Below are 22,581 nucleotides of genomic sequence, written 5' to 3'. Positions count from 1 at the left end.
TTTGTATGAGCCAAAAAATATCGTGTAAAAAAACAGCGGGGATGTTTGTAGTTGCCTTCATTGTGTTGGCTGCCATGTTGGCTGCCTGCACAAACGGGGACGGTGAAGAAGATATTCAGGAACTCAAGTTCTGGGCGATGGGTCGTGAAGGGGAGATTGTTCCTGAGGTGCTCAAAGAGTTTAAGCGCGAGAATCCGGGGGTTCGCGTCATTGTCCAGCAGATTCCCTGGACCTCGGCCCATGAAAAACTGCTGACGGCGTTTGCCGGAGACGTCCTGCCTGATGTTGCTCAAATGGGCAATACCTGGATCGCGGAGTTTGCGGCGCTTGATGCCGTTGCCGGGTTGGACGAGATGTCAGAGGCTTCTTCCGTGATTAAGGAAGAGGATTATTTCGCGGGGATCTGGGCGACGAACGTTATTGGCGATACCTTGTACGGGGTGCCCTGGTATGTGGATACGCGGTTGCTCTTTTACCGGCAGGATATTCTTAAGGCTTCCGGGATTGTTCGCCCTCCACGGGACTGGACTGAATGGATGCAGGCGGCAACGGCGGTGAAGCAATATGTTGGAAAAGACAATTTTGCTTTTTACGTGCCACTGAATGAATATGAGATGCAGGTGTCCCTTGCTCTTCAGCAAGGTGTGCCGTTGCTGCGGGACGGTGACCGGTATGGCAATTTTTCCAGTCCTGAGCTGGTGGCCGCCCTTGATTTTTATCTCGACTTTTTCCGTAAAGGACTGGCACCGCCTTCCAGTGAAACCGACATTGCCAATGTGTGGGATGAATTTGCACGCGGCCACTTTACCTTCTATCTCACCGGGCCGTGGAATATCGGCGAATTTCGCCGCCGGTTGCCTGCCAATCTGCAGGATGACTGGATGACGGCCATCCTGCCGGGGCCTTCGGGGCCGGGTGCCTCGACAGCGGGCGGTTCCAGTCTGGTGGTGTTTAAAGATTCAGAGCATAAAGATGCGGCTTTCCGGCTGGTTGAATTCCTGTCCCGTCCAGAAATTCAGCAACAGTTTTATGAGATCAGTGGCAATCTACCGCCGCGTCGGTCAAGCTGGCGCGGAGAGCGGCTTGAATCAGATCCGTACCTCGTGGCTTTCAGGGAGCAGCTTGAGCGCGCGCTACCGGCACCGAAAATCCCTGAATGGGAACGCATCGTGCAGGAATTACGCATGGTGACGGAGCGGGCGGTACATGAGAAATGGACGGCTGAAGAAGTGGCGCGTGAACTGGATAGCCGGATCGATCGCATTCTGGAGAAACGTCGGTGGATGCTGGCGCGGGATGGGGGAGCAAAGTCGTAAAAATTGACCATATCCTACGAGGAGCCTTTCCGACTCCGGTGGACAAGACCATGGCGCAACTTTTCGCCTAGGGAGCCAGTCAACGCGTGATTGATCAAGCCGAATACATTATTGGACCTTCAGACATTCACCTGGGTAAAAGGAAAGGTTGATCGTCTTTGAGTCCCCCTCCTTTGTAAGGCTTTGTTCCGAAGAGGAACAAAGACGGAGGGGAGGTAGCCTCTTCACAGCACTGAATGGCTGATCCCATCGTGTCTTGCCGAGGGTACCAGGACTCTACCTCACCTTGCCTCTCCTTACAAAGGAGAGGAATTCAAAGCCGATTCAATTCCAAAGAAGTTCAGTAGATTGGCTGATTACCCAGGGAAAATCCGTATGCGCCACATTATTAGGTTGCAGGTTGGTCTACCACGACCCTGGAATCTTTCACCCAATAACCCCCGCCCAAGATTGTCCCCAACCGACTGTTGGTTTACAATGACGGAAAGAAAAAATAACCTATGAAATTTACACGAATCACCATTAATCCCCACCAGATGGATGGCGTGCCATGCATTCGGGGCCTCCGGATTCCTGTGGCCACTATTGTGGCGATGATGGCAGACGGCATGAGCATAGAAGAGATCTTGAAGGCCTATCCTGATCTGTGCTCGGAGGATGTCCGCGAAGCCTTGAAATATGCGGCTGAGGCGGTCCGCGAGCGAAAATTGCCGCTCACTGCTCAAACGTGAGGTTTCTTGTTGATAACGCGCTATCTCCGCTCCTTGCCGAAGGGTTGAAGATGGCGGGTTACGATGCCGTTTATGTCCGTGAATACGGACTTCAAGGATCAGAGGACCGTGTCATCTTCGACCGAGCTACCAGAGAAGATCCAATCATTATTTCCGCTGACACCGACTTTGATACATTGCTTGCCCTGCGTCACGAAAAAAAACCATCAGTCATTCTTTAGTGTCAACTTGGCAATTCTGGGCTCTACCGTGTTGTTCATCTGGCCAATCGGTTTTTCGTGTGATATGGTTTTAACCGGCCAATATGAGATTTGAGTGGAACTCCTCTAAAGCGCAGTTCAATTTTTCTAAACACGGAATTTCTTTCGAGGAAGCCACAACAATTTTTGGAGACCCATTATCCATCACAAGCCCCGATCCAGATCACTCACAAGAAGAAGCCCGATGGATAACGATAGGAGTGTCGACAAATTTAAAAACTATAGTGGTTGTGCATACAGACCGATTGGAGACGGTAAGAATAATAAGCGCCCGACTTGCTACAAAACGAGAAAGGGAATGTTATGAGCACGGAATCTGAAAACGATGAAATGAGAAAGGAATATGATTTCTCACTGGGTGTGAGGGGGAAATATGCAAAAGCCTACCATCAAGGATCGAACGTGGTCGTTTTAGCCCCTGATGTAGCCGAACGATTTCCCAATTCCGAATCGGTGAACCAGGCGCTTCGTAGTCTTGCAAATCTCATGGACGGCAAACATCAGCCCCAGTAAATCGACGGGCGGTACGTGCGACCCCCCATAAAGTCAACCATATTTATCAAATACCTACATCGGTCCCTGCCCGGCCCCCCTGGACCTGTGCCTATGCCCAGCTCACGACGCTATAACTCTCCACTCCAAAGTGCATCGCTGTTTCCTGAAACCTTAAATCATACAGTCACTTGATCAGATACATCGCCATCTTGGGGACATTGGGATACGTGATGAAGGTTTGCGGGATTCCCATGACCCAACAAGGCTTTAGAAAGGGGGAACGCATCGTGCCGGAACCACACATGGTGACGGAGCGTGCGGTGCATGAGCAATGGACGGCCGCCGAGGCGGCGCGTGAACTGGATAGCCGGATCGATCGCATTCTGGAGAAAAGTCGCTGGATGCTGGCGCGTGAAGAGGGAGCCCCGTTGTGAAATCGTCTGTGGCAGGCTGGCTGTTTGCAGGGCCGGCGCTGGCGATCATTGCCGTTTTTTTCTTTCTGCCGGTGCTGGCGGCCTTGGCTCTCAGTCTGACGGACTTTGATATCTATGCACTGGCCGATCTTTCCAACCTGCGATTTGTGGGTTTCCAAAACTATATTGAGCTGTTGCAACGGCCGCTGTTCTGGCAGGCCCTGGGTAACACGCTGTATTTCGTGCTGGTTGGTGCGCCCCTCTCGGTGTTCGTCTCATTGGCAGGGGCACTGTTGCTGAATGGGCAGATGGTGCGGTTCAAGGGATTTTTCAGGACCGCCCTGTTTGCGCCGGTTGTGACGACGATTGTGGCCGTGGCGGTGATCTGGCGATATCTCCTGCATACCCGTTATGGCTTGATCAATTATTCCCTTGACTGGTTGGGCCTCCCCGTTGTGGACTGGTTGGGTGATCCCCATTTTTCCATGCCGTCCATCATCCTTTTCGCGGTCTGGAAAAACTTTGGCTACAATATGATCATTCTTCTGGCGGGCCTCCAGGCGATACCCGGCGATTTGTATGAGGCTGCACGGATTGACGGGGCCAATGCCCTCCAGCGTTTTTTTTATGTCACATTACCTTCCCTCGTTCCTTCACTGTTTCTCGTCGGGGTGCTGACCATGGCCGGATACTTCCAATTGTTTGCCGAACCCTATGTGATGACACAGGGCGGACCCGTCCAGAGTACGCTCAGCATTATTTATCTGATGTATGAAGAAGGTTTTAAATGGTGGAGCCTGGGGTCGGCATCCGCCGTGGCCTTTATTCTTTTTGTATTTATGATTGTGGCGGCAATTGGGCAACTTGTGGTGATGCGGCGGTATGGAAGTGGAGTGTAAGTTTGGTTCTGGTCCTACAGGTTTAATGATGAGTAGCGGGAATCCAATTTGGGTTTACTCTAGGCATTTCCATTAACGACCTATTGGTTCGGAGCGTAAGGCATCAAAATTTCACGTATGCACAACCTGGAATTTTTAGAGTTCATGATAATTGCCGGGTTTCGCCCCGGCGGTCGAGCCACTTTTGATTCGGCAAAAGTGGCCAAAACCATTGACGCGCCCCGTCTGGCCTCATCAGAGGGGAGGGACGCAAACTTGGGGAGGGCGGACCAACTCGCGGGGCTCAGACAAGGTCCGCCTGGGGATGAGAGCGTCCCTCCCTTGGGCCAGCCGGCAGGCGTCCCGCAGCGGCGAGGAAGGCATACAGATAACGATGGCTTTGTATATTCATTGGAATCACTATAGGAAAATCGTGTTGTGATGAGAACGTATGGCACGGGTGGCTGCTACTCTCGTGTTGACGTGAAGTTCTGAGGTGCCGGGTCTCGGCCCGGCAGCCGAGCCACTTTTGATTCGGCAAAAGTGGCCAAAACCATGGACGCCCCGTCCGGTCACATTAAGATGGGTCGGACGCAAGACGAGGAAGGCGGCCTAACTCGCTACGCTCAAACAAAGTCCGCCGGTTTATGAGAGGGTCCGACCCAAGGACCGGACGGCAGGCGTCGAACTATATGGGAGAAAAAATTTTCAGTTATGAATTTAAGCGGGGAGCTATAAATTCTGAATGACTGGTAAGTCCATGAGACATCTGTGGAGAGGGTCCGGGGTGAATTTCGGCTTGTCGTTTTTGGCTGCGTTTGCTTTGATCCCGTTGCTGTGGATGCTGAGTGTGTCCTTTATGGCTCCGGGAGAGGCCAGCAATTTTCCACCGCCGCTGTTGCCGGAGCATCCGACGCTGGCTAATTATATTAAGCTTTTTGAATATTCCAGCATGGGAAGGAACTTCTTGAATTCCCTGTTTGTCGCGACGGCGGCTACCCTGTTGTCACTCACGTTTAATGTGGCTGCCGGATATGCGTTTGCCAAGCTGGAGTTCAAGGGGCGGCACCTGCTGTTCCGCGGGCTGTTGAGTGCCCTGGTGATTCCGGCCCAGGTGTCCATGATTCCGCTGTTTTTGATGTTGAAAGGAATGGGGTTGGTGAATAGCTGGATCGGAGTGCTGATCCCCTTTGTGGCCAGCATATTTGGTATATTCCTGGTACGGCAGTATGCCTTGTCCATTCCGACGGAACTGATCGAGTCGGCCCGGATTGAAGGGGCCAGCGAACTACGCATTTTCCGGTCGGTCGTAGTGCCGTTACTGACACCCATTCTGATTACACTGGGGCTGTTTACCTTTATGGCCGCATGGAATGATTTTTTATGGCCGCTGATCGTCCTGACCGACAGTGATAAATATACCCTGCCGATTGCGCTGGCCTCTTTGTCACGTGAGCATGTGCAGGATGTCGAACTGATGATGGCGGGGGCGGTGATCACCGTGACACCGGTCCTGATTCTGTTTCTGATGCTTCAGCGATTTTATATGAGCGGAAATCTTGCGGGAAGTGTCAAAGGATGAGAGGTGTATGGCGTGCAACCGGCTTCCTCTTTGTCGGCATGGCCTGGTTGTTATTGCCGGTGTGTGCATTCGGGGAGAATCCCGCCGCCAATGATTTTCGGTTGCTTGATGGTTTTGAGAATGTCGGGGAATGGAAGACCATCGCGACGGAATACAGCGAGGCCTCGATCAGGATGGCAGAAGGCGTGAAGGGCAATGCGCTTCAACTGGCTTATGAACTTAAAACCGCCGGGACTGCCAATGTACATCGCGCAATTCAGCTTGATCTGTCGAACAATTTCGAGATCGCATTCACGCTCAGGGGTCATGCGCCACAATCTACTTTTGAGATTCGGCTGGTTGATGACAGCGGAGCGAATGTCTGGTGGAGGCAGTTTCATGATTACGAATTTCCTCCGGACTGGACAACCGTTCGTATTCGGCGAAGCGATATCCACTTTGCCTGGGGGCCGATCAAGGACCATGATCTGAATACCATCGCCAAATTTGAATTTGTGATTCTTGGCGAAACCGGTGACAAAGGGACGGTCGAGTTCGATACCCTCCAGATGCGGCCACTTCCCGAGCCGCCCGCCATGATTCCGCCGGTCGTGGCAATGGCCGGCGACGTCCCTGCCCCTGCCGTCGTTGACGGTGATCCGGAAACCACCTGGACTGCCGACACACCCACTGAACTCATATTTGATCTGGGCTATTTACGCGATCTTGGCGGACTGACCTTGCGATGGGCCGAGGGTCAAATGCCGGAGGCGATGGACATGGCCCTTTCCGAAGACGGAACAGAATGGACCATGCCGCACTGGGAAATGGGCACCGGGCCTTCCTCGTCAGGAACGATCGGGTATCTGCGAACCGCAGAGGCGTTCGGGCGTTATGTTCGTCTTTCACTGACCCCGGCATCGGGAGCACGGATTGGCTTGCTGGAAGCTCGGATTGAACCACCGGAATTCGGGCAGGATGACAATCGGTTTCTCTTGTCCTTAGCCAGGGAAGCCCAAAAGGGATCGTATCCGCGCAGTTTCCTTGGTGAGCAGATTTATTGGACCATCGTTGGCCCTCCACAAGGTGGCCGGTCGGCATTACTGTCTGAAGATGGCGCCATGGAACCGGGCCCCGGCGCGTTCTCGATTGAGCCGTTTCTTCTTGAGAATGAGTCGGTGCTGAGCTGGGCCGATGGCGAACACCATCACAGCCTGCTGGATGAGTATCTGCCCTTGCCGCGCGTGCGCCGGACCCATGAGGGCCTATCATTGGAAATCAGTGCACATCGTCCGCCAGTTCCTGCTGGACGAGAAGGGGGAACGGACGGCCATGCCCGTGATGTGGTGACCAGATATCGTGTGGTCAATACCGGCACGATCCCTCGAACGTTCACCCTGGCTCTTGCCATCCGCCCCATGCAGGTCGATCCGCCTACGCAGATTCTGAACCTTGTGGGTGGTGTCAGCAACATTGATCAACTCGGCTGGGATGGTGCCGCGTTTCAGGTAAATGGTGACTGGTCTGTGTATCCTGAGCTGAAGCCGGACCAGGTCTCGCTCGCGGAATTTGAACGGGCCGGGTTTCCGCATGTACAGGATGCCGGGGCAGGCATGGTTTCGCAAAGCCTCGTGGCGCCGGGAGGCTTCGGCTCCGGCGTCATGTATTTTCATGTTGATCTGAAGCCGGGTGAGGCTCGCGAAGTTTCCGTCGTCACGGTCCTCGATTCCGATAGGGGGTCTGCGCCCGACCTGAACCGCGAGGCCATTAATGCCGGAGAAAAGGCCGCAGCCGGGGAATGGCGGGAAATCCTCAATCAAGTGGACATTTCGGGCCCACCTGAATCCATGCCGATGCTCAATAGTTTAAAAACCGCGTTGGCGCATATGATGATCACGCGCGACGGGCCGGCACTGCGTCCGGGTCCACGCACCTATGCCCGTTCGTGGATACGTGATGGCGCAATGATGAGTGAAAGCTTCCTGCGTCTCGGGCAGACCGACCCTGCGGTTGAGTATGCCCGCTGGTATGCACCGTACCAGTTTTCCAGTGGCAAAGTTCCCTGCTGTGTGGACAAGCGTGGTGCGGATCCGGTTGTGGAGAATGACAGCCATGGAGAACTGATTTTTCTGATCGTGGATATTTACCGGTACACCGGGGATCGTGCCTTTGCCGAGATGATGTGGCCTCATGTGGACAAGGCTGCGGCGGCCCTGGATACCTTGAGGCTGTCGGAACGCACGGAGCATAACCGTCAAGATGATCGCAAGGCATTCTATGGTCTGTTACCGGCATCGGTGAGCCATGAAGGTTATTTGGACCGTCCGGCCTATTCATTCTGGGATAATTTCTGGGGTCTGAAAGGATTGAATGATGCGGCGTTTCTTGCTGAGGAACTGGGTCACCCTGACCGCGCAGCTGACATCAGGGCAGATGCCGCTGAATTTGCCGCAGATATCAGCGCGTCTGTCAGTTTGTTGGGCGAAGAACTCGGGCACGTGCCGGGGGCCGCAGACCGAAAAGATTTTGACCCGACATCCACGACGATCGCGCTTTCGCCGACCGGGGCGGCGTCAGCTCTGCCACGAGAGTTGCTGATAGCCACGTTTGAAAAAGCCTGGTCCGAGTTTGTGGCGCGGCGCGATGGCACCAAGACGTGGACTGTCTACACCCCCTATGAATTTCGTCAGGTGAGTGCGCTTGTGCGGTTGGGTGAGCTGGAACGTGCCCATGCCCTGCTTGATTTTTATATGCGGGACCGTCGCCCGGCCGCGTGGAACCAATGGAGCGAGGTGATCGGCCGGCTTGAACGGGATCCGCGTTTCATTGGTGATATGCCCCATACCTGGGTGGGATCGGATTTCATCCGGGCGGTGCTTGATCTGTTTGTGTATGCTGATACAGAAACCGCCTCACTGGTTATCGGCGCGGGTCTTCCGCGAAATTGGTTGCAGGGTGAAGGGATCAGCGTACGGGGGCTGAGAACCCCGTATGGCGAAGTATCCTATACGGCACGTGAGGAAGGCGGGCAGGTGCGCGTAGATCTGGAAGGATCGACTATGCCACCCGGCGGTTTTGTTCTACCAGCTTCACTGAAGGGCGACGCCAGGGTAACATTAAATGGAAGGCATCTGGACGTTGGCTGGACATCCCAATAACAACCAGCTGCTGCGAATGGGTCCCCCACCTTAGTCTTCTCCTTACCAAGGAGAGGAATTCCAAGCTGATGTCTGTTGCAAGAGGAGCACGAGAAGAAATTGACCCATGGAAATCAGAGAAAGAAAAAAGGATAAACGTAGATGAAAAAACAAGCGACATTTCCCGAGGGGTTTCTCTGGGGTGCTGCCACATCGTCCTACCAGATTGAGGGAGCACCGCTGGCCGATGGTGCAGGTCCAAGCATCTGGCAGCGTTTTGCTCACACGCCCGGAAATATTCTGAATGGCGATACCGGTGACGTCGCCTGCGATCATTACCATCGCTGGCGCGAGGATATCGCTCTCATGAAGGAGCTGGGATTGCAGGCCTATCGGTTTTCGGTGGCCTGGGCGCGTATTTTTCCTGAAGGCAAAGGAAGCCTGAATCAGAAGGGCCTGGATTTCTACGAAAAACTTGTTGACGGCCTTCTGGAGGCCGGGATCGAACCGCTCCTGACATTGTATCACTGGGATTTGCCCGCAGCATTGGACGATCTTGGCGGATGGCTGAATCCGGACATTGCGCATTGGTTTGCCGATTATGGCGAAGCGATGTACCGGCGTTTGGATGGGCGGGTAAAAAAATGGACCACACTAAATGAACCCTGGGTGGTCACGGATGGCGGCTATTTGCATGGCCTACTGGCCCCTGGGCATTCTTCTCACTATGAAGCGCCGGTGGCCGCTCATCATCTGATGCGCGCTCATGGTGCGGCCGTTCAGGCCTATCGTGCGGTCGGGGCTCATGAAATCGGCCTGGTGGTGAATATCGAGCCGAAGTATCCGGTATCGGAGGATCCCAAAGATCTGGCGGCGACCAATCGGGCGGATGCGTATATGAACCGGCAGTTTCTTGATCCCGCGCTCCTGGGATCCTATCCGGAGGAAATGGCGGAGATATTCGGTGACGCCTGGCCTGAATGGCCTGCCAGGGACTTCGAGCTTATTGGTCAGAAGATCGATTTTGTCGGGCTGAACTATTACACGCGGGCCGTGACGGGTGATGGCCCGGACTGCTTGCCTGTCAGGGCCAGGACCGTTCGCCAGCCCCACAAGACCTACACGGAAACCGGGTGGGAGGTCTATCCGGACGGGCTTTCCGACACGCTCCTCTGGCTCAAGAATCGTTATGGTGAGATGCCGCTGTATATCACCGAGAATGGCTCGGCCTTCTTTGATCCGCCGAAAGCGATTCATGGACGGGTCATTGATCCGGTGCGGATGCACTACCTGAACCAGCATTTGTGCGCGGTCCGGACCGCGATTGAGAAAGGCGTTGATGTGCGAGGATATATGGCCTGGTCTCTGATGGACAACTATGAATGGTCCTATGGGTATGCCAAGCGATTCGGCATTGTGCATGTCGATTTTGAGACTCTTGAACGCACGCCGAAGGATACAGCCCGGTATTATTCGAAAATTATCGAATCCAATGGTGCGGTTCTGGACGAACCCTTTCTGCCTCTTTCCGTGCATACGTAAAATGGCCAGTCTGACCCTGCGAAATATTCACAAGCGTTTTGGCGAGACGACCGTGTTGTCGGGAATTGACCTTGATGTCGCCGATGGCGAGTTTGCGGTGATTGTCGGTCCCTCGGGTTGCGGCAAGTCAACGCTGTTGCGTACCATTGCGGGCCTCGAAGAGATCGATTCGGGAACTATCACAATCGGTGAGACCGATGTCTCGGGGTTTCCCCCTTCCGAGCGCGGTATTGCGATGGTGTTTCAGTCCTATGCGCTGTACCCGCATATGACTGTCTATGACAACATGAGCTTCGGGATGAAAATTGCCGGAGCGGCTGCCGCAGAAATCGACCGGGCCGTGCGCGCGGCTGCCGAGACGCTCGGCCTGACCGCGTTGCTTGAGCGGAAACCGAAAGAGCTTTCCGGTGGACAGCGCCAGCGCACGGCTATTGGCCGGGCGATTGTCAGGCGTCCGCAAATCTTCCTCTTTGATGAACCCCTTTCCAATCTGGATGCCTCTCTTCGTGTGAGGATGCGTCATGAGATTGCACGACTGCACGAGACGCTTGAAACCACCATGATTTATGTCACGCATGACCAAGTCGAGGCCATGACGTTGGCCGATCGGATCGTGGTACTCCGGGATGGATGTATTGAACAGACGGGTTCCCCCAATGAACTGTACAAGTATCCTGCCAATCGCTTTGTTGCCGGCTTTATCGGATCGCCGGCCATGAATTTCCTGGCCGGGGTCGTGATTGATCGCCGCCAGGATACCACAAGGGTCCGACTTCAAAGTGGAGCGACGATCCAGGTGAATGGCGTTGCCGGAGCATTGCCCCCTGATACTCCGGTCACGCTTGGCATTCGTCCCGAGCATCTGGCGACGGGGGGTGATCACAACCTCGTCGAGACGCAGATCAAGCTGGTGGAGCCACTCGGCAGCCATTCCTATGTCTATCTGGAAACGCCGGATGCCGAGGACCTGCTGATATTCCGCGCATCCGGCGAGTTCGGTTTCGCGAAGGGCGACCGGCTGACGGTGTGTATTGCGGCAGACCACTGCCATCTTTTCGGGAAAGACGGAAAGGAGCTTCGGCACAAACCTTCCGGAAACCTCACGACAAGTCAGGGAGATCACTGATGACCTTTTTCAAGAGACGTGTGTTGACATTACTGTTTATTCTGATCCTGTTGATGGTGCCCGCGACAGCCGCGCTGGCCACATCCAATATCCCGGCAAAGGATACCTGGCGGGTGACTGCGTCCTCGATTCAGAGTGATGAATTCAAGCCCGGTTACCTGGCGGATGGCAACATGGAGACTCGCTGGTCCAGTCAAGCAAAGGATGAGGAATGGGCGCTCATTGACCTTGGAAAGGTTGTTGAGATCACCGGCTTTACCCTGCATTGGGAGAACGGGTATTCGAACAAATACAACCTTCTGGTTTCGACCGATGCCAAGGTGTGGACGACCGTGTATATTAACGACGAGGGCGACGGGCAGATGGATGATATTTTTATCCGGCCCGTTACCGCGAGATATGTCCGGCTGGATACACGGGAGAGAGCGACGAGCTGGGGGAATTCCCTTTGGGAATTTGATATTAAGGGGACTGACGACATTGTCGATATCTCCGTGATCGCCGGCGGTGGAGCGAATACTCCGGCACTGATGGATGGCCGCAAGGATACCGTCTGGAAAAGCGAGGCGGTTGACCGGGCAGAATTGCTTCTGGATTTGCGCAAGTCCAGGGTGATATCCGGATTGCGTATCGATTGGGGGGATCAATATGCCGGTTCGGTCGATATGGCCATTTCGTTGGATGGAAAGGCATGGAATGAAGTCTCCTCTATCTCTGTCTCGGCGGGATCACAGGGGCAGTCCGATTTTGTTCCGCAAGATCCGTCAGAGGTACGCTACATCAGGCTTGTGCTGACCGACCCTATTAAAGCCAGTGGCGGTTTCGGGATTAGTGATATTTCACTGCGTGGTCCCAAGGAAGTGTTCACCCCTTTTATCCGGTATCAGTTTGATGCCCGGAGGGCTCCTTTCGGTGATTATCCCCCACATGTCAGGGGCTATCAGACTTACTGGACACTGGTTGGCCTTCCCATAGATAGCGAGGAAAGTCTCTTTGATGAATATGGCAATCTGGAATATCGGCGCGACGGTCCCATGCTGATGCCCTATGTCAAAGAGGGTGACAATCTGTATTCGGCTGCCGTCGCGGCGAACATACACCAGGAATTGCAAGACGGGTACCTGCCGGCTCCTATCGTGAAATGGGAGACGGGGAATGGACTGCATTTCAGGTCCGAGGCCATTACCAGCGGTCCTGTCGATGCCAGCATGACTTATGTGCGCCATCGGCTTGAAAATCGTTCCGATACCGTACGGAAGGGCGATCTCATCGTGACGATCAGGCCCGCCCAGATTAATCCCAAGTGGCAACATGGCGGATTGTCGCCTATCCATTCGATCCGGTACGTGCATGAAACCGGAAAACTGGTCATGATCAACGACAAAAATACTTACCTGGCCCTATCGCCTGCCGACAGTTTTCTTGGCTCGCAATATGCTCACGGGGATATTGCCAACCATCTGCGAGGCAAGGTTATGCTGAGCGCCGGTGCAGACGGCAATGGCGATGCCAAATCTATTGAGGACAAGACCGGGACCGGTCTGCTCTCGGCAGCCTGGACCTATGCATTCGAATTGAAGCCTGGTGAATCCAAGGAGGTTGTGTTTGCGGCACCCTTGCATGAGACCCTGACCCATCTGAAAAAGGCCGAGGACTTCGAGAAGTTGCGGAAGGAGTATGTGACCTTCTGGACCGACAAGCTTAACCGTGTGAAATTCGAGCTTGCCAATAAGGCCGTCGTCAATACCGTGAAGTCCCAAATAGCCTATATTCTGTTGAACAACGATGGCGTGGTCATCCAGCCAGGTGCGCGCAGCTACAACCGGACCTGGATGCGGGATGGCGCGGTCATTTCCGCCACGCTCATGCGGCTTGGTTTTTTCGATGAGGTCAGGGATTTTCTGAACTGGTATGCCGAACGCGTGGAGCCTGACGGTCTCGTGCCTCCTATTCTTTTCACCAGCGGTGAGGTGTATGACGGCTGGGGGAGGAACATCGAATGGGACAGCCAGGGTCAGTTTATTTATGCGATCATGGAATACTATCGTTTTACGGGTGATAGAGACTTCCTGGAAAAGCATTTTGATGCTGTTCATCGGGCGATGAAGTACATTGTTACGTTGCGGGAGCGTACGCTTGATCCGAAACATTATGCCCATCTTGAGGCAGGAGAGCGCTTGAAGGGCATCTTGCCCCCGTCTATCAGTCATGAGGGGTTCATTACCCCGATGCACAGTTATTGGGATGATTTCTGGGCTATTCGCGGTTGGGCGGACGGGATTGAAATGGCGGAAATCCTGGGCCGGGACTTTTTGGCCGACTGGGCGAGGATTGAGTCGAAAAACTTCACCACAAGCGTCAGGGAGTCCATTGAAAAGACTATCGCCTGGAAGTCTCTGGACTATATTCCTGTGGATGCGGACAAAGGCACTCCTGATCCGACCTCTATTGCTATAGCCATGTTTCCCACGGAAGCCTGGCACGTTCTGCCGGCAGATATTCTGGACCGGACGTTCCGGAACTATGACCGGATGGTGAAAGAACGGGATGCCGGTTCGACGCCCTATTCGTATACGCCTTACGAGGTGCGGAATATTCTGGCTCTCGCGACCCTGGGGTATCGCAAGGAAGCTTTCGACCTGCATGAAATTTTGTTCAAGGGCAGGCGTCCGGCCAATTGGAATGAGTTTGCCGAAGTTGTTCTGTCCGACAGCCGCAAGGGTGTGTATATTGGTGATATGCCACATACGTGGGTCGGGGCAGGATATGTAAATTCTGTCCGGGGCCTCATCGTGATGGAAGAAGACAAAAGTAAAACGTTGAACCTGCTGTTTGGTACCCCACGTGAATGGCTTGTGGGCGATGGTATTGCTCTTTCGAATTTTCCCACGCATTTCGGAAACCTGACGATGCAGGCGAAATGGGATGACAACGACCAGAGACTGACTCTGGATGTGGATATGCCAAAATTCACGGACAGAACCATTTATGTTCGCTGGCCAATCCACAAGAAGGGTAAGCCTAAGCAGGTTGTCGTTGAGGGCGATGACAGCTCCCGTGTGGATGATCACGGTATCTGGTTGTCAGGCAATACGTTCACGTTGATGGCCAAATGGTAAATTGTGGTTTTGGTGTAAAGAGTCAAGGGTAAGGCGTGAGGCGTAAGGGATGGGATAAAAGGCTGTAGTCTATGCCCCCTGTCATGAAGGTATTTTCCTGACTCTCCTTTATAGTTTGTCGTTCACCAGCCACCGGGGTTCATGATCCTGGTCGAATGATAAGTTGTGGAAGAATTCTGCCGCCGAAGACCAATGGAAAACGAAAATTGTTAGAGCGGGGCGTGTGGGCGTGGGTCACACCCGTCTGTCAACACCCGGTCAACGTGCCCATTCACATTCATAATGAGACGTGAGGAGATCGCTTGATGGTTATGGCTTGGCGTACGTGTAAGACAAAAAATCTGGCGATTATCGGGATGCTGTGTGTGGTGGTGGGCCTGCAAACCATTCATGCTGCGGGAGCCACCACCGTGCGTCACGCCAAGAATATGAGCTTTCCGTCACAGTGTGCGGAAGAGGACAATGTGAATATTCCGATCTATGGCGGTTTTGTGTCCGACTATCAAATCACCGCGTCCTTTCCCACTTATTATCCCCTCCAACGCGGGCAGAAGGATCTTTGTATTGGGGATCTCACCAACTGCGAACAGGCCTGGGACATGCGGCCAACGGCGCAGATCGCTTACTACGATGCGGTGCAACGGACCTTGAAATTTACCTGGCAGTCGCCCGGTTTTTATTGGTATCCCATTGAAACGCCGGACGTGGACAATGCGGATGTCGGACAATATGTGTCGCTGGCGTACCCGCCGACAGACCGGTATTGGGTGGGCTTAGGTGCACCACCGGCCATGGCCTATTATGACGCGCTCAAACAAAATCTCATGTATATCGTCCGGGATGAAAAGGGGCAGTGGCGTCAGCCGGAGATTGTCGATTCCACCGGCGATGTCGGGAAATTCGTCTCGCTGCGTATTAGTCGGGATAGGCGGCATCATGTCGTGTATTACGATGCGGATCATGGGAATTTAAAATATACCTACAAACCCAATCCGGATATGGTGGGCGGATGGGCGACTCCAACAATTCTGGACTCAAACGGCGATGTCGGGCAGCATGCAGTCATGGCGATAGGTCCCACGGGCAGCCTGCATGTGGTGTATTACGATGCGGACACAAAGGATTTGAAATATGTCACCAACGATGACGCGCATGGGTGGTCGGCGCCCGTGGTCTTGGATGCCGTCGGGGATGTTGGTACCTACCCCTCAATGAGCGTGTACTATGAGGGTTGGACAGAGAAAATGAACGGGGCCTATGAAGGGCATTATCCGCATATCACGTATTACGATGCGAGCAACGGACATTTAAAATACATCTATCAGGATGCACGGGGATGGTCGACCCCGGTCGTGTTGGATGCGTCGGGAGATGTTGGGCAATATACGTCCACGGCGTTTGGTCCTGATGGGGCTCTGCATGTGGCATATTATGATGCCACGAATAAGGATTTAAAATACCTGCACAAAGAAGCTGACGCCGAAACATGGCCGGCGGGGATCGTTCTTGATGCGGTGGGAGATGTTGGCCGGTTTGCCTCGCTGGGGGTGACGGCACGAGGCTATCCGAATATTGCCTATTATGACGCAGACAACCAGAGTCTAAAATTTCTCGCAAAGACAAAGGCGACCGCGCCACGGTGGGATACCCCTCGGGTCATTGCATCCGGTGCCGCCGTGCAGTATGCGAGTTTGGTGACCTCGGGTTTTGTGGACATCGCCGATCTCGACGGTAAGGACATCTATAATGACGGCGATGTAGCGGTTCGAGTCATGGATGTGTCCGGGTGGCCCTATGAATCGGGGATGGCCGTCAATATTGTGGGTGGGCAGTCGGAGCCGGACCACGATTTTATCCAGTTTCTTAAACGGACGGATGATGCTCATGCCCCCCCGCAAATATTTGTGCTCTATGCTAATGGATATGCAAGGATTATCACGCAACCCCCGGTGGGACGGGAGGAGCGGGTCTGTTTCGGATCCTCGATGATTATCGGGCCGGCGGCAGAGGACCTCTTGTTTCCGTTCATTCCGATTGAGAGGCTGGATATCGATCCGCACACGATGTCCATCAACGTGCGATATAAAAACGGATCGTCTGCGGTATTGCAGCTCCAAGCCGAACCGGGCAAGACGACGGTTCGGGTGACGGATGTAACGTATGACACCCTCACCGCGCCGTTTGTCACCATGCGTTCCATGTGGGTGGCCAATGATAATAGCGATATCTCCCGTATCCGGGCCGCATCCTCCTCCGGTGACGTGCAGACGTACCCGATCGATCCGACGCATGAGGAATGGACAACGATCCCAGGGGATTCCTGGAGTTTTGACCGGCCGGCTTATTCACGGCACAATACCTCGAGTCCGATTTTCAACATTGATGTGCTGCGACCTTTAGGCTACCTTGTGACCCAGCAGGCTGAAGACTATCGCTCGGGTACCCTGTTGAAATCCCCCCGCAAGACGGCGTCCGGGGGACAAACGATACGAGGGACGGGGGAAGCGAACTATGTGTTGAACCTGAACGATGACATTACAAATCCAAGCCTTCGTTTGCGATATACCAAGGGCAAAGGCCCTGATGATAAGGTCAATATCTCTGTGGATGGCCGACGCCAGGCGACGATCGAGATGGAAGATGGGGGCAACCTGGGTGACTATAAGGTGACGCAAGAGATGCGATTGTCTCAGGCGCTCCCCGCCGGTTCCCATACGATCACATTGGAGGTGCAATCGAATACCGGAACTTTGGAATTGGACTATTTTGTCATTCACAGCCAAGCCGAACATCCGAATCAGTAGGAAAGCCGAAGGTTCATCGACTACCGGGTAATTTCTGCCCTGGTACCCCTGTGTGCCATCGAAGGTGAACTCGCACATGACGCGAAGCTATCCCGTGTGATCAGGTAACCAGCCAGTGGTTGCATGGTTCGCTGGTTGGTGGAACATCCTTTACTTCTTCAATCGTCTGGCCATGCCTTCCGCCGAGTATCCCGGCTAATCCTGTCCATTCTGAAATACCGTTTCATCATTCCTTTTCCAACGACAATTCGTCCGATACCCTTGTCTGGTCCTGATTCTGTTATCTCAGGCAGAATCGTAGGGGAATTATTCTGCTGATGGGCAATGGGCGGGTATCAAGCCGGGTAAAGGGGATGGATTGGGAGGAGGATCGGATATTTCACTGTACATCTGCATCGGAAATTGTTCATGTTTAATTTGCACCATCTATAGTAGAATCCATTTTCATAAACCAAGAGTGGATAGGGAGATTTTTGTAAGTGTGTCCTATCAGGGCCTGTTCATCGCTGGGGTGATGTAAAGTCTAGGAAGAATCATAGGGCCGTCTCCGATAGCTTTGCCTTCTTACTGGGCCTTTTTGCAAAGGGGTCTGCCATGCGGATTAAAAAAGTCACTATGCAATTGACGCTCGTCACCATGTTTCTCCTCACCGGATGTGGAGGAGTGCAGTCGGGACAAACGACGGTTTTGAAAGGTTCCCAGTTGCCGGAAAAGCAACGTTGGAAGGTTTCCACCAACGCGGTTCTTCCATTGGACGTGGTGACAAACGGGAGTCATGTAACCCTCAACACGATTGGAGTATTAAGAGCGATCGATCAACATCCAGGGAAAGCGTACATGTGGTTTTATAAAGATATTCCTTTTGACTTCGAAACAGGGTTCTCCATTGAGTTTACTTTGCAAGTGCACAAAGTGGAGCAACCGCATAATTTTCTTGATGCGGGCATTATGTTTTACGGTTCTGTCGACATCTCTGACGGGACCTTCGCAGAAGGACCACGAAGCCATATGATCTTTTTTGATGAGGATGCCATCGGATGGGGAGACGAAAAAGGGACGTTTAAAATGGACACGACTGATACCTTTCACACCTACACTTTAACCGTTGAGGTTGGAAGATTTGCCAAGGTGTACGTTGATGGAAAACTTGCTTTGAAACGAAATGACTGGGTGGGAATACCCAGAATCGGTTTTGGAGATATGACGAACGATGATGGGGTCAATGGAAAGTTTTCTATAGGTGACATTATTGTGACTTCCGATCCCCAACGCTTTCCTTCGCGACCTGCCCCTCGCCGTCAACTAATCCCTCCTTCACGACGTGGTGGTTAACCCACCCATTAATAAACTAAAACCAAAGGATCACCGTCTGAAAAATTGTGTAGGAGATTTCGTTATTCATCAGATGGATTTGAGGCAGATTTTGGAGGAACCGGCAAGAGGGAGCAGATGAAGGTGGATGGAGGGATATTTGTTTGCTCGTGACTCGTTTTTTAGCAGAGGAAAGATTATGGCCTAGTTTTTCCCATTCCTAGACTCAGCATAGGACGAAGAATGGAGAGGGAATAATTCATTATAGGTTCTTTCCCATTCTTCTAAGGGGTCTTTGTGGCCTTTAGAAACGATTTCAAGAAAGGAACCATATTGTAGGGCTCGAGCACCATCAATGATCTGTGTGAGGCCATATTCTTTGCGAAAATTATATTCTGTAAAAGCTGCCGAGGCACATTGAAGGGGAAAGAACCAGTCTCGCTCCTTATTCGAATGATAATCCTTTAAATAAAGCCGTATTTCGTTAAATATTTTGCAATATTGATTGGCCCTCAACCATTTGCCCCACACCAACTTATAGGCCTCATCTTTTGTTGGGCTCGTTTTTTGTTTCCAGTCTAATTCGCCAGTGTCTATGCGTTTTTGCGCAAATTCAGGCAGGAAGTCTTTCAATTTGCCAGAAATACCATTGAAACCGGATAGCTTATGGCCGGGCTCAATCATAAATATTTCACAATCCACCTGGTGTAACATGGACTCAAGCAATCCTTCACGGTTGGCCAATACTCTATCGGGAGCCTGCCATAGGGTTTCTGTCACATTGTAAATTTCCTGTAGGATCTTTTCCTTCGATGCTTTAGAAAGGTTATGAATACACTCATGGGGTGATTCATGAATGTCTTTTTGTAAATAAGTCAGAACAATCTCATAAAGGGGATTGGTGGATATTGGTTTTCTGCGAATGAACATACCCCGTAGTTGTTTTAGCAACCCCATACAAAACCTCCACGAGTAAGGGGTAGGTTTTCCACACCGGGAGATTCATCAAGATAAAGAATCGGCATGGAATCTTTTCCTAATCTCTGCTTTGCACTCACGAATTTACTTGATGGCTGTTCTATAAAAACCGGTTTCTGGCAGATTGGGATTGATTGACGAACCGGCTTCCTGTGCCAGGGCCGAGGCAATCCAATAGCAAGTGAGCTGTAAACAGGCCTTAACGGCTATTTCTTTTAATATAGCCAGGATTTGTCTTATTGGCTAGAGAATGAATGTAGCCGGATAAAGGATGCAGGGAGGTTCACCCTACGTGTCTTAGGGAAAATGGCGATATCGTGTCCCACGATTCCACTATGTATGATGAACGAACTGAAAAAGTCGACTACAGCTGATCCTACCAAACTATCTCCATCTTCTCCTTCACAGGTTCTTCTGCACACGAATCTCTTTCCTTATCCCGTGAAGCATGAGCGGAGAGTGGCGACGGTAAGATTTTGAATTCCGCCCGAATGGCAGGGTGGTCGCTAAGAAAATCTCCATACTTTTCATTTGGAGTTTGTCTGCCTCGGTTAACAGGATGCCGGAAACGTTGATCTTCCCTTCCAGAGCCGATTAATTCAATCCTGGCTCCTTGACCTCCTCGGTAGAAAATGTAGTCCACTCGATTTTTCCAGTAGCCATTGGGTTCTGGACGTGCCTTGCTGTCATTGAGGGCCAACTCATCAATGAGATAGTCTTTTAAAATTTCATAGTCTTTTCCTGAGGCCTCATTTCCCCCATGGTCATATTGCGAATTGAAATCCCCTCCCAAAATGAAGGCCCGATCTTTCGATAATTTCTTGATACATTTTGCAAGGAATTTAATTTGCTTTTTTCGAACGGCTCGGTCTTCTTCATCTCTCCCGGCATCCAGGTGCGTATTATACACGTCAAATTCTGCGCCATTCGGAAGACGAACCGGCACTCGAAGAAGCCCTTTGGTCGACCAGCAATCATTTTTCCTATCCAACCATCCTTCACAATATGGAAGCGGTACCTGTGTGACTCCCTCTTTCATAGCTTTATAGTAGGGTGAAGCGATGGTTAGCCCTGACCCATAGGGGACACGGAAAGGAATGCCAGGACTATCAAATAACTGAAAACCAACATTGGCGATTTTAATGGGAAGGGTGACCAGCCATAATGGAGCCAGAGCTATCCGTGGCCCGTTCCCCTGTTCTATGAGCTCATAGGTGAATTCATGGACAATTTGCCGGTGAAATTCAAAATCCTCTTGTAATAAAATGAAATCATAATCCATGAGCAACCAGGCCATCAAACCACTTCGGGTATCATCATTCCTCACAGGTATTCCGACATAAATGGAATTCAGGATCGGAGAAATTCCATGAACATTGTAAGACAGAAATCGAACAGTACAGGGCACAGGTATCGATGATTTCGATTGGTCCGGAGAACATTCTTCTCGTGATATAAAACCGTCTGCCCTTGAAATTTCATAACCGAAATCCATCAATAAAATGCTCAGGAAGAAGACCCCTTTCATCAAGTATGTTGGTATGGCCATATTCCACAACTCCTTTTTTTTCCCAAATTTGTATTCATAATGACTACTCCATCAGAGGAGCGAGAGTACCCAATTCCCCCAATTAAACCGCCTCTACTTTACTTACCTCAGATTAAAAATCAAGTGTTCCTCACATAATCTTCTGAGCTATGGTTTTCAATGGAATGAGCAGAAGATGGCAACATGCACGCGACGGCATCACTTTCCCGCTTTCAAGGTGAAGCGGTCTTGGCCAGTATCCGCTAGGACTGCACATTGGCTGAATTAGCTGAACAGTTTGCTGCACAAGAAGGATCTTTTAGCCATCGCGCTCGGATCCGGTCGATGACTGAGCGAACAGCTATGATCAAAGCCAGGGCAGAGCCCTTGGTTATCCGCCAATGTGAGGTGTTGGCTGTACTACCTGGACGGCAAAGAGCGATGGGTTGAAAATGTGTTGGTCGAACGGCTGTGACGTGGCGTGAAGTACGAGGATGTCAACTTACGGGCGCATGAGGCCCCTGCAGCGCTACGAGTGGGACTCACGCACGACTTTCACCTTAAGCACTGCAGCAAGAACATGTTAGCCCCAATCAGTTTTTAAGGGTAGAGGGGAGAAATAGGTTTGCGAAAGAGTCCATCCGCCACAACTTAGTATGGGGAATATGGTTGCAGAGGTCCCCAACGCAGTCGATCATATGTCCGCAGACGGTTCATTTGATTTAAGTCATGTTGTAGAGCCTCCTGCTGGTAACGATCGTGTTGTTGCCGTTGTTGTACACGCTGTTGTTGGTACCACGCATCAAAGTTTTGCGACGACGCTGGGGAAGAAGGGACTGGGGTTTGATCATAGAAGGACCTGGGGGGAGTCGGGTGAAGCTGTGAAGCCGGTCGCCAGGGATCTTCGCCAAATTGGGCCCAGGTACTCCCTGCCATACCCAGGAAACATCCAAAGAATATTATTGCTCGCATTAGGGAGCCCTCCTGTAAATGGGAAAAAGATGTTCCCAAGCGGCCGATCATTTGGATCAGGGGGGGTAGCGTGGCAAGATTCACAAAAAAAGGCAATTCACCAAATAGGTCATGAAAGGAAAGTTTCTGACACCTTCGCCCGTTGCTGTTCCCGCTGCGGCTTGTTGGAGGTCTTTTCCCGGGTGGCAATCTCTCCCGCACAGCATTTGGCATGGCCGATCATTGCTGCCCGACCATAGAAGTTTTCCTATCAAGACCCAGTTTTGAAAGTGTGGGAGTGCCGTCCTCAATTAGATTGGTTGACGGAGAGTGTGGGAATTTGAATTCGTGCGGGTCTGGCTCATCCCGCACTCCCACTAGGGGGCCATGCCCATAGTGCCTTTGCCAGTTGCGGTCAGCCCATGAGGGAA

The 22,581-nt window shown here is 52.2% G+C and carries 17 protein-coding genes; 14 read left to right on the top strand and 3 right to left on the bottom strand.

What is annotated here, in order from left to right:
* Positions 1 to 5: 5 nt before the first annotated feature.
* The 14 genes from LX98_RS15330 to LX98_RS15265 all read left to right on the top strand — a co-directional run bounded on the left by LX98_RS15330 (position 6) and on the right by LX98_RS15265 (position 18,714).
* Positions 6 to 1,316 carry an extracellular solute-binding protein gene (locus tag LX98_RS15330; RefSeq protein WP_496429733.1) on the top strand — a complete coding sequence of 437 codons (1,311 nt, stop codon included), beginning with the start codon at positions 6 to 8 and terminating at the stop codon, positions 1,314 to 1,316.
* 500 nt (positions 1,317 to 1,816) lie between these two features.
* Positions 1,817 to 2,047, top strand: a complete 231-nt coding sequence (locus tag LX98_RS15325; protein ID WP_496429732.1) for a DUF433 domain-containing protein — start codon at positions 1,817 to 1,819, stop codon at positions 2,045 to 2,047.
* Complete coding sequence (locus LX98_RS15320) at positions 2,044 to 2,268, top strand: DUF5615 family PIN-like protein (protein WP_496429731.1); 225 nt, start codon at positions 2,044 to 2,046, stop codon at positions 2,266 to 2,268. Before LX98_RS15325 ends, LX98_RS15320 begins: the two co-directional genes overlap by 4 nt.
* Positions 2,269 to 2,351: 83 nt before the next feature.
* On the top strand, positions 2,352 to 2,627 hold the full coding sequence (locus LX98_RS15315) for a BrnT family toxin (protein WP_496429730.1): 276 nt from the start codon (positions 2,352 to 2,354) through the stop codon (positions 2,625 to 2,627).
* Entirely contained in the window at positions 2,611 to 2,820 is a 210-nt protein-coding gene (locus LX98_RS15310; RefSeq protein WP_496429729.1) for a hypothetical protein, read from the top strand. The genes LX98_RS15315 and LX98_RS15310 overlap by 17 nt, the downstream gene beginning before the upstream one ends.
* A gap of 212 nt (positions 2,821 to 3,032) precedes the next feature.
* A complete protein-coding gene (locus LX98_RS15305; protein ID WP_496429728.1) occupies positions 3,033 to 3,236 on the top strand; it encodes a hypothetical protein in 204 nt (67 codons plus the stop codon).
* A complete protein-coding gene (locus LX98_RS15300) occupies positions 3,233 to 4,114 on the top strand; it encodes an ABC transporter permease subunit (RefSeq protein WP_496429727.1) in 882 nt (293 codons plus the stop codon). Before LX98_RS15305 ends, LX98_RS15300 begins: the two co-directional genes overlap by 4 nt.
* A gap of 724 nt (positions 4,115 to 4,838) precedes the next feature.
* The gene (locus LX98_RS15295; RefSeq protein ID WP_496429726.1) at positions 4,839 to 5,675 is read left to right on the top strand and encodes an ABC transporter permease subunit; all 837 of its coding nucleotides are present in this window, start codon (positions 4,839 to 4,841) and stop codon (positions 5,673 to 5,675) included.
* Positions 5,672 to 8,812, top strand: coding sequence for a discoidin domain-containing protein (locus tag LX98_RS15290; protein ID WP_496429725.1), 3,141 nt, complete (start codon positions 5,672 to 5,674; stop codon positions 8,810 to 8,812). The genes LX98_RS15295 and LX98_RS15290 overlap by 4 nt, the downstream gene beginning before the upstream one ends.
* A gap of 141 nt (positions 8,813 to 8,953) precedes the next feature.
* Positions 8,954 to 10,333, top strand: coding sequence for a GH1 family beta-glucosidase (locus tag LX98_RS15285; RefSeq protein WP_496429724.1), 1,380 nt, complete (start codon positions 8,954 to 8,956; stop codon positions 10,331 to 10,333).
* Between the two features lies 1 nt (position 10,334).
* Positions 10,335 to 11,459 carry a sn-glycerol-3-phosphate ABC transporter ATP-binding protein UgpC gene (locus LX98_RS15280; protein ID WP_496430617.1) on the top strand — a complete coding sequence of 375 codons (1,125 nt, stop codon included), beginning with the start codon at positions 10,335 to 10,337 and terminating at the stop codon, positions 11,457 to 11,459.
* The gene (locus tag LX98_RS15275; RefSeq protein WP_496429723.1) at positions 11,459 to 14,578 is read left to right on the top strand and encodes a discoidin domain-containing protein; all 3,120 of its coding nucleotides are present in this window, start codon (positions 11,459 to 11,461) and stop codon (positions 14,576 to 14,578) included. The genes LX98_RS15280 and LX98_RS15275 overlap by 1 nt, the downstream gene beginning before the upstream one ends.
* Positions 14,579 to 14,889: 311 nt before the next feature.
* The gene (locus LX98_RS15270; protein ID WP_496429722.1) at positions 14,890 to 17,382 is read left to right on the top strand and encodes a carbohydrate-binding protein; all 2,493 of its coding nucleotides are present in this window, start codon (positions 14,890 to 14,892) and stop codon (positions 17,380 to 17,382) included.
* 594 nt (positions 17,383 to 17,976) lie between these two features.
* Positions 17,977 to 18,714 (top strand): hypothetical protein, encoded by a 738-nt coding sequence (locus LX98_RS15265; protein ID WP_496429721.1) that lies wholly within the window; start codon positions 17,977 to 17,979, stop codon positions 18,712 to 18,714.
* A gap of 183 nt (positions 18,715 to 18,897) precedes the next feature.
* Here LX98_RS15265 and LX98_RS15260 read toward each other — a convergent pair whose 3' ends face one another.
* From LX98_RS15260 to LX98_RS15250, 3 genes are all read right to left on the bottom strand, one after another.
* On the bottom strand, positions 18,898 to 19,650 hold the full coding sequence (locus LX98_RS15260) for a hypothetical protein (RefSeq protein WP_496429720.1): 753 nt from the start codon (positions 19,648 to 19,650) through the stop codon (positions 18,898 to 18,900).
* A gap of 397 nt (positions 19,651 to 20,047) precedes the next feature.
* Positions 20,048 to 21,166: an endonuclease/exonuclease/phosphatase family protein gene (locus tag LX98_RS15255; RefSeq protein WP_496430616.1), complete on the bottom strand. Its 1,119-nt coding sequence runs from the start codon at positions 21,164 to 21,166 to the stop codon at positions 20,048 to 20,050.
* 684 nt (positions 21,167 to 21,850) lie between these two features.
* A complete protein-coding gene (locus LX98_RS15250) occupies positions 21,851 to 22,171 on the bottom strand; it encodes a hypothetical protein (protein ID WP_496429719.1) in 321 nt (106 codons plus the stop codon).
* Between the last annotated feature and the right edge of the window lie 410 nt (positions 22,172 to 22,581).

Source organism: Nitrospira marina, assembly GCF_059568365.1.
Note: the sequence above shows the minus strand (reverse complement) of the source record. Positions and strands in the feature narration are given on the sequence as shown.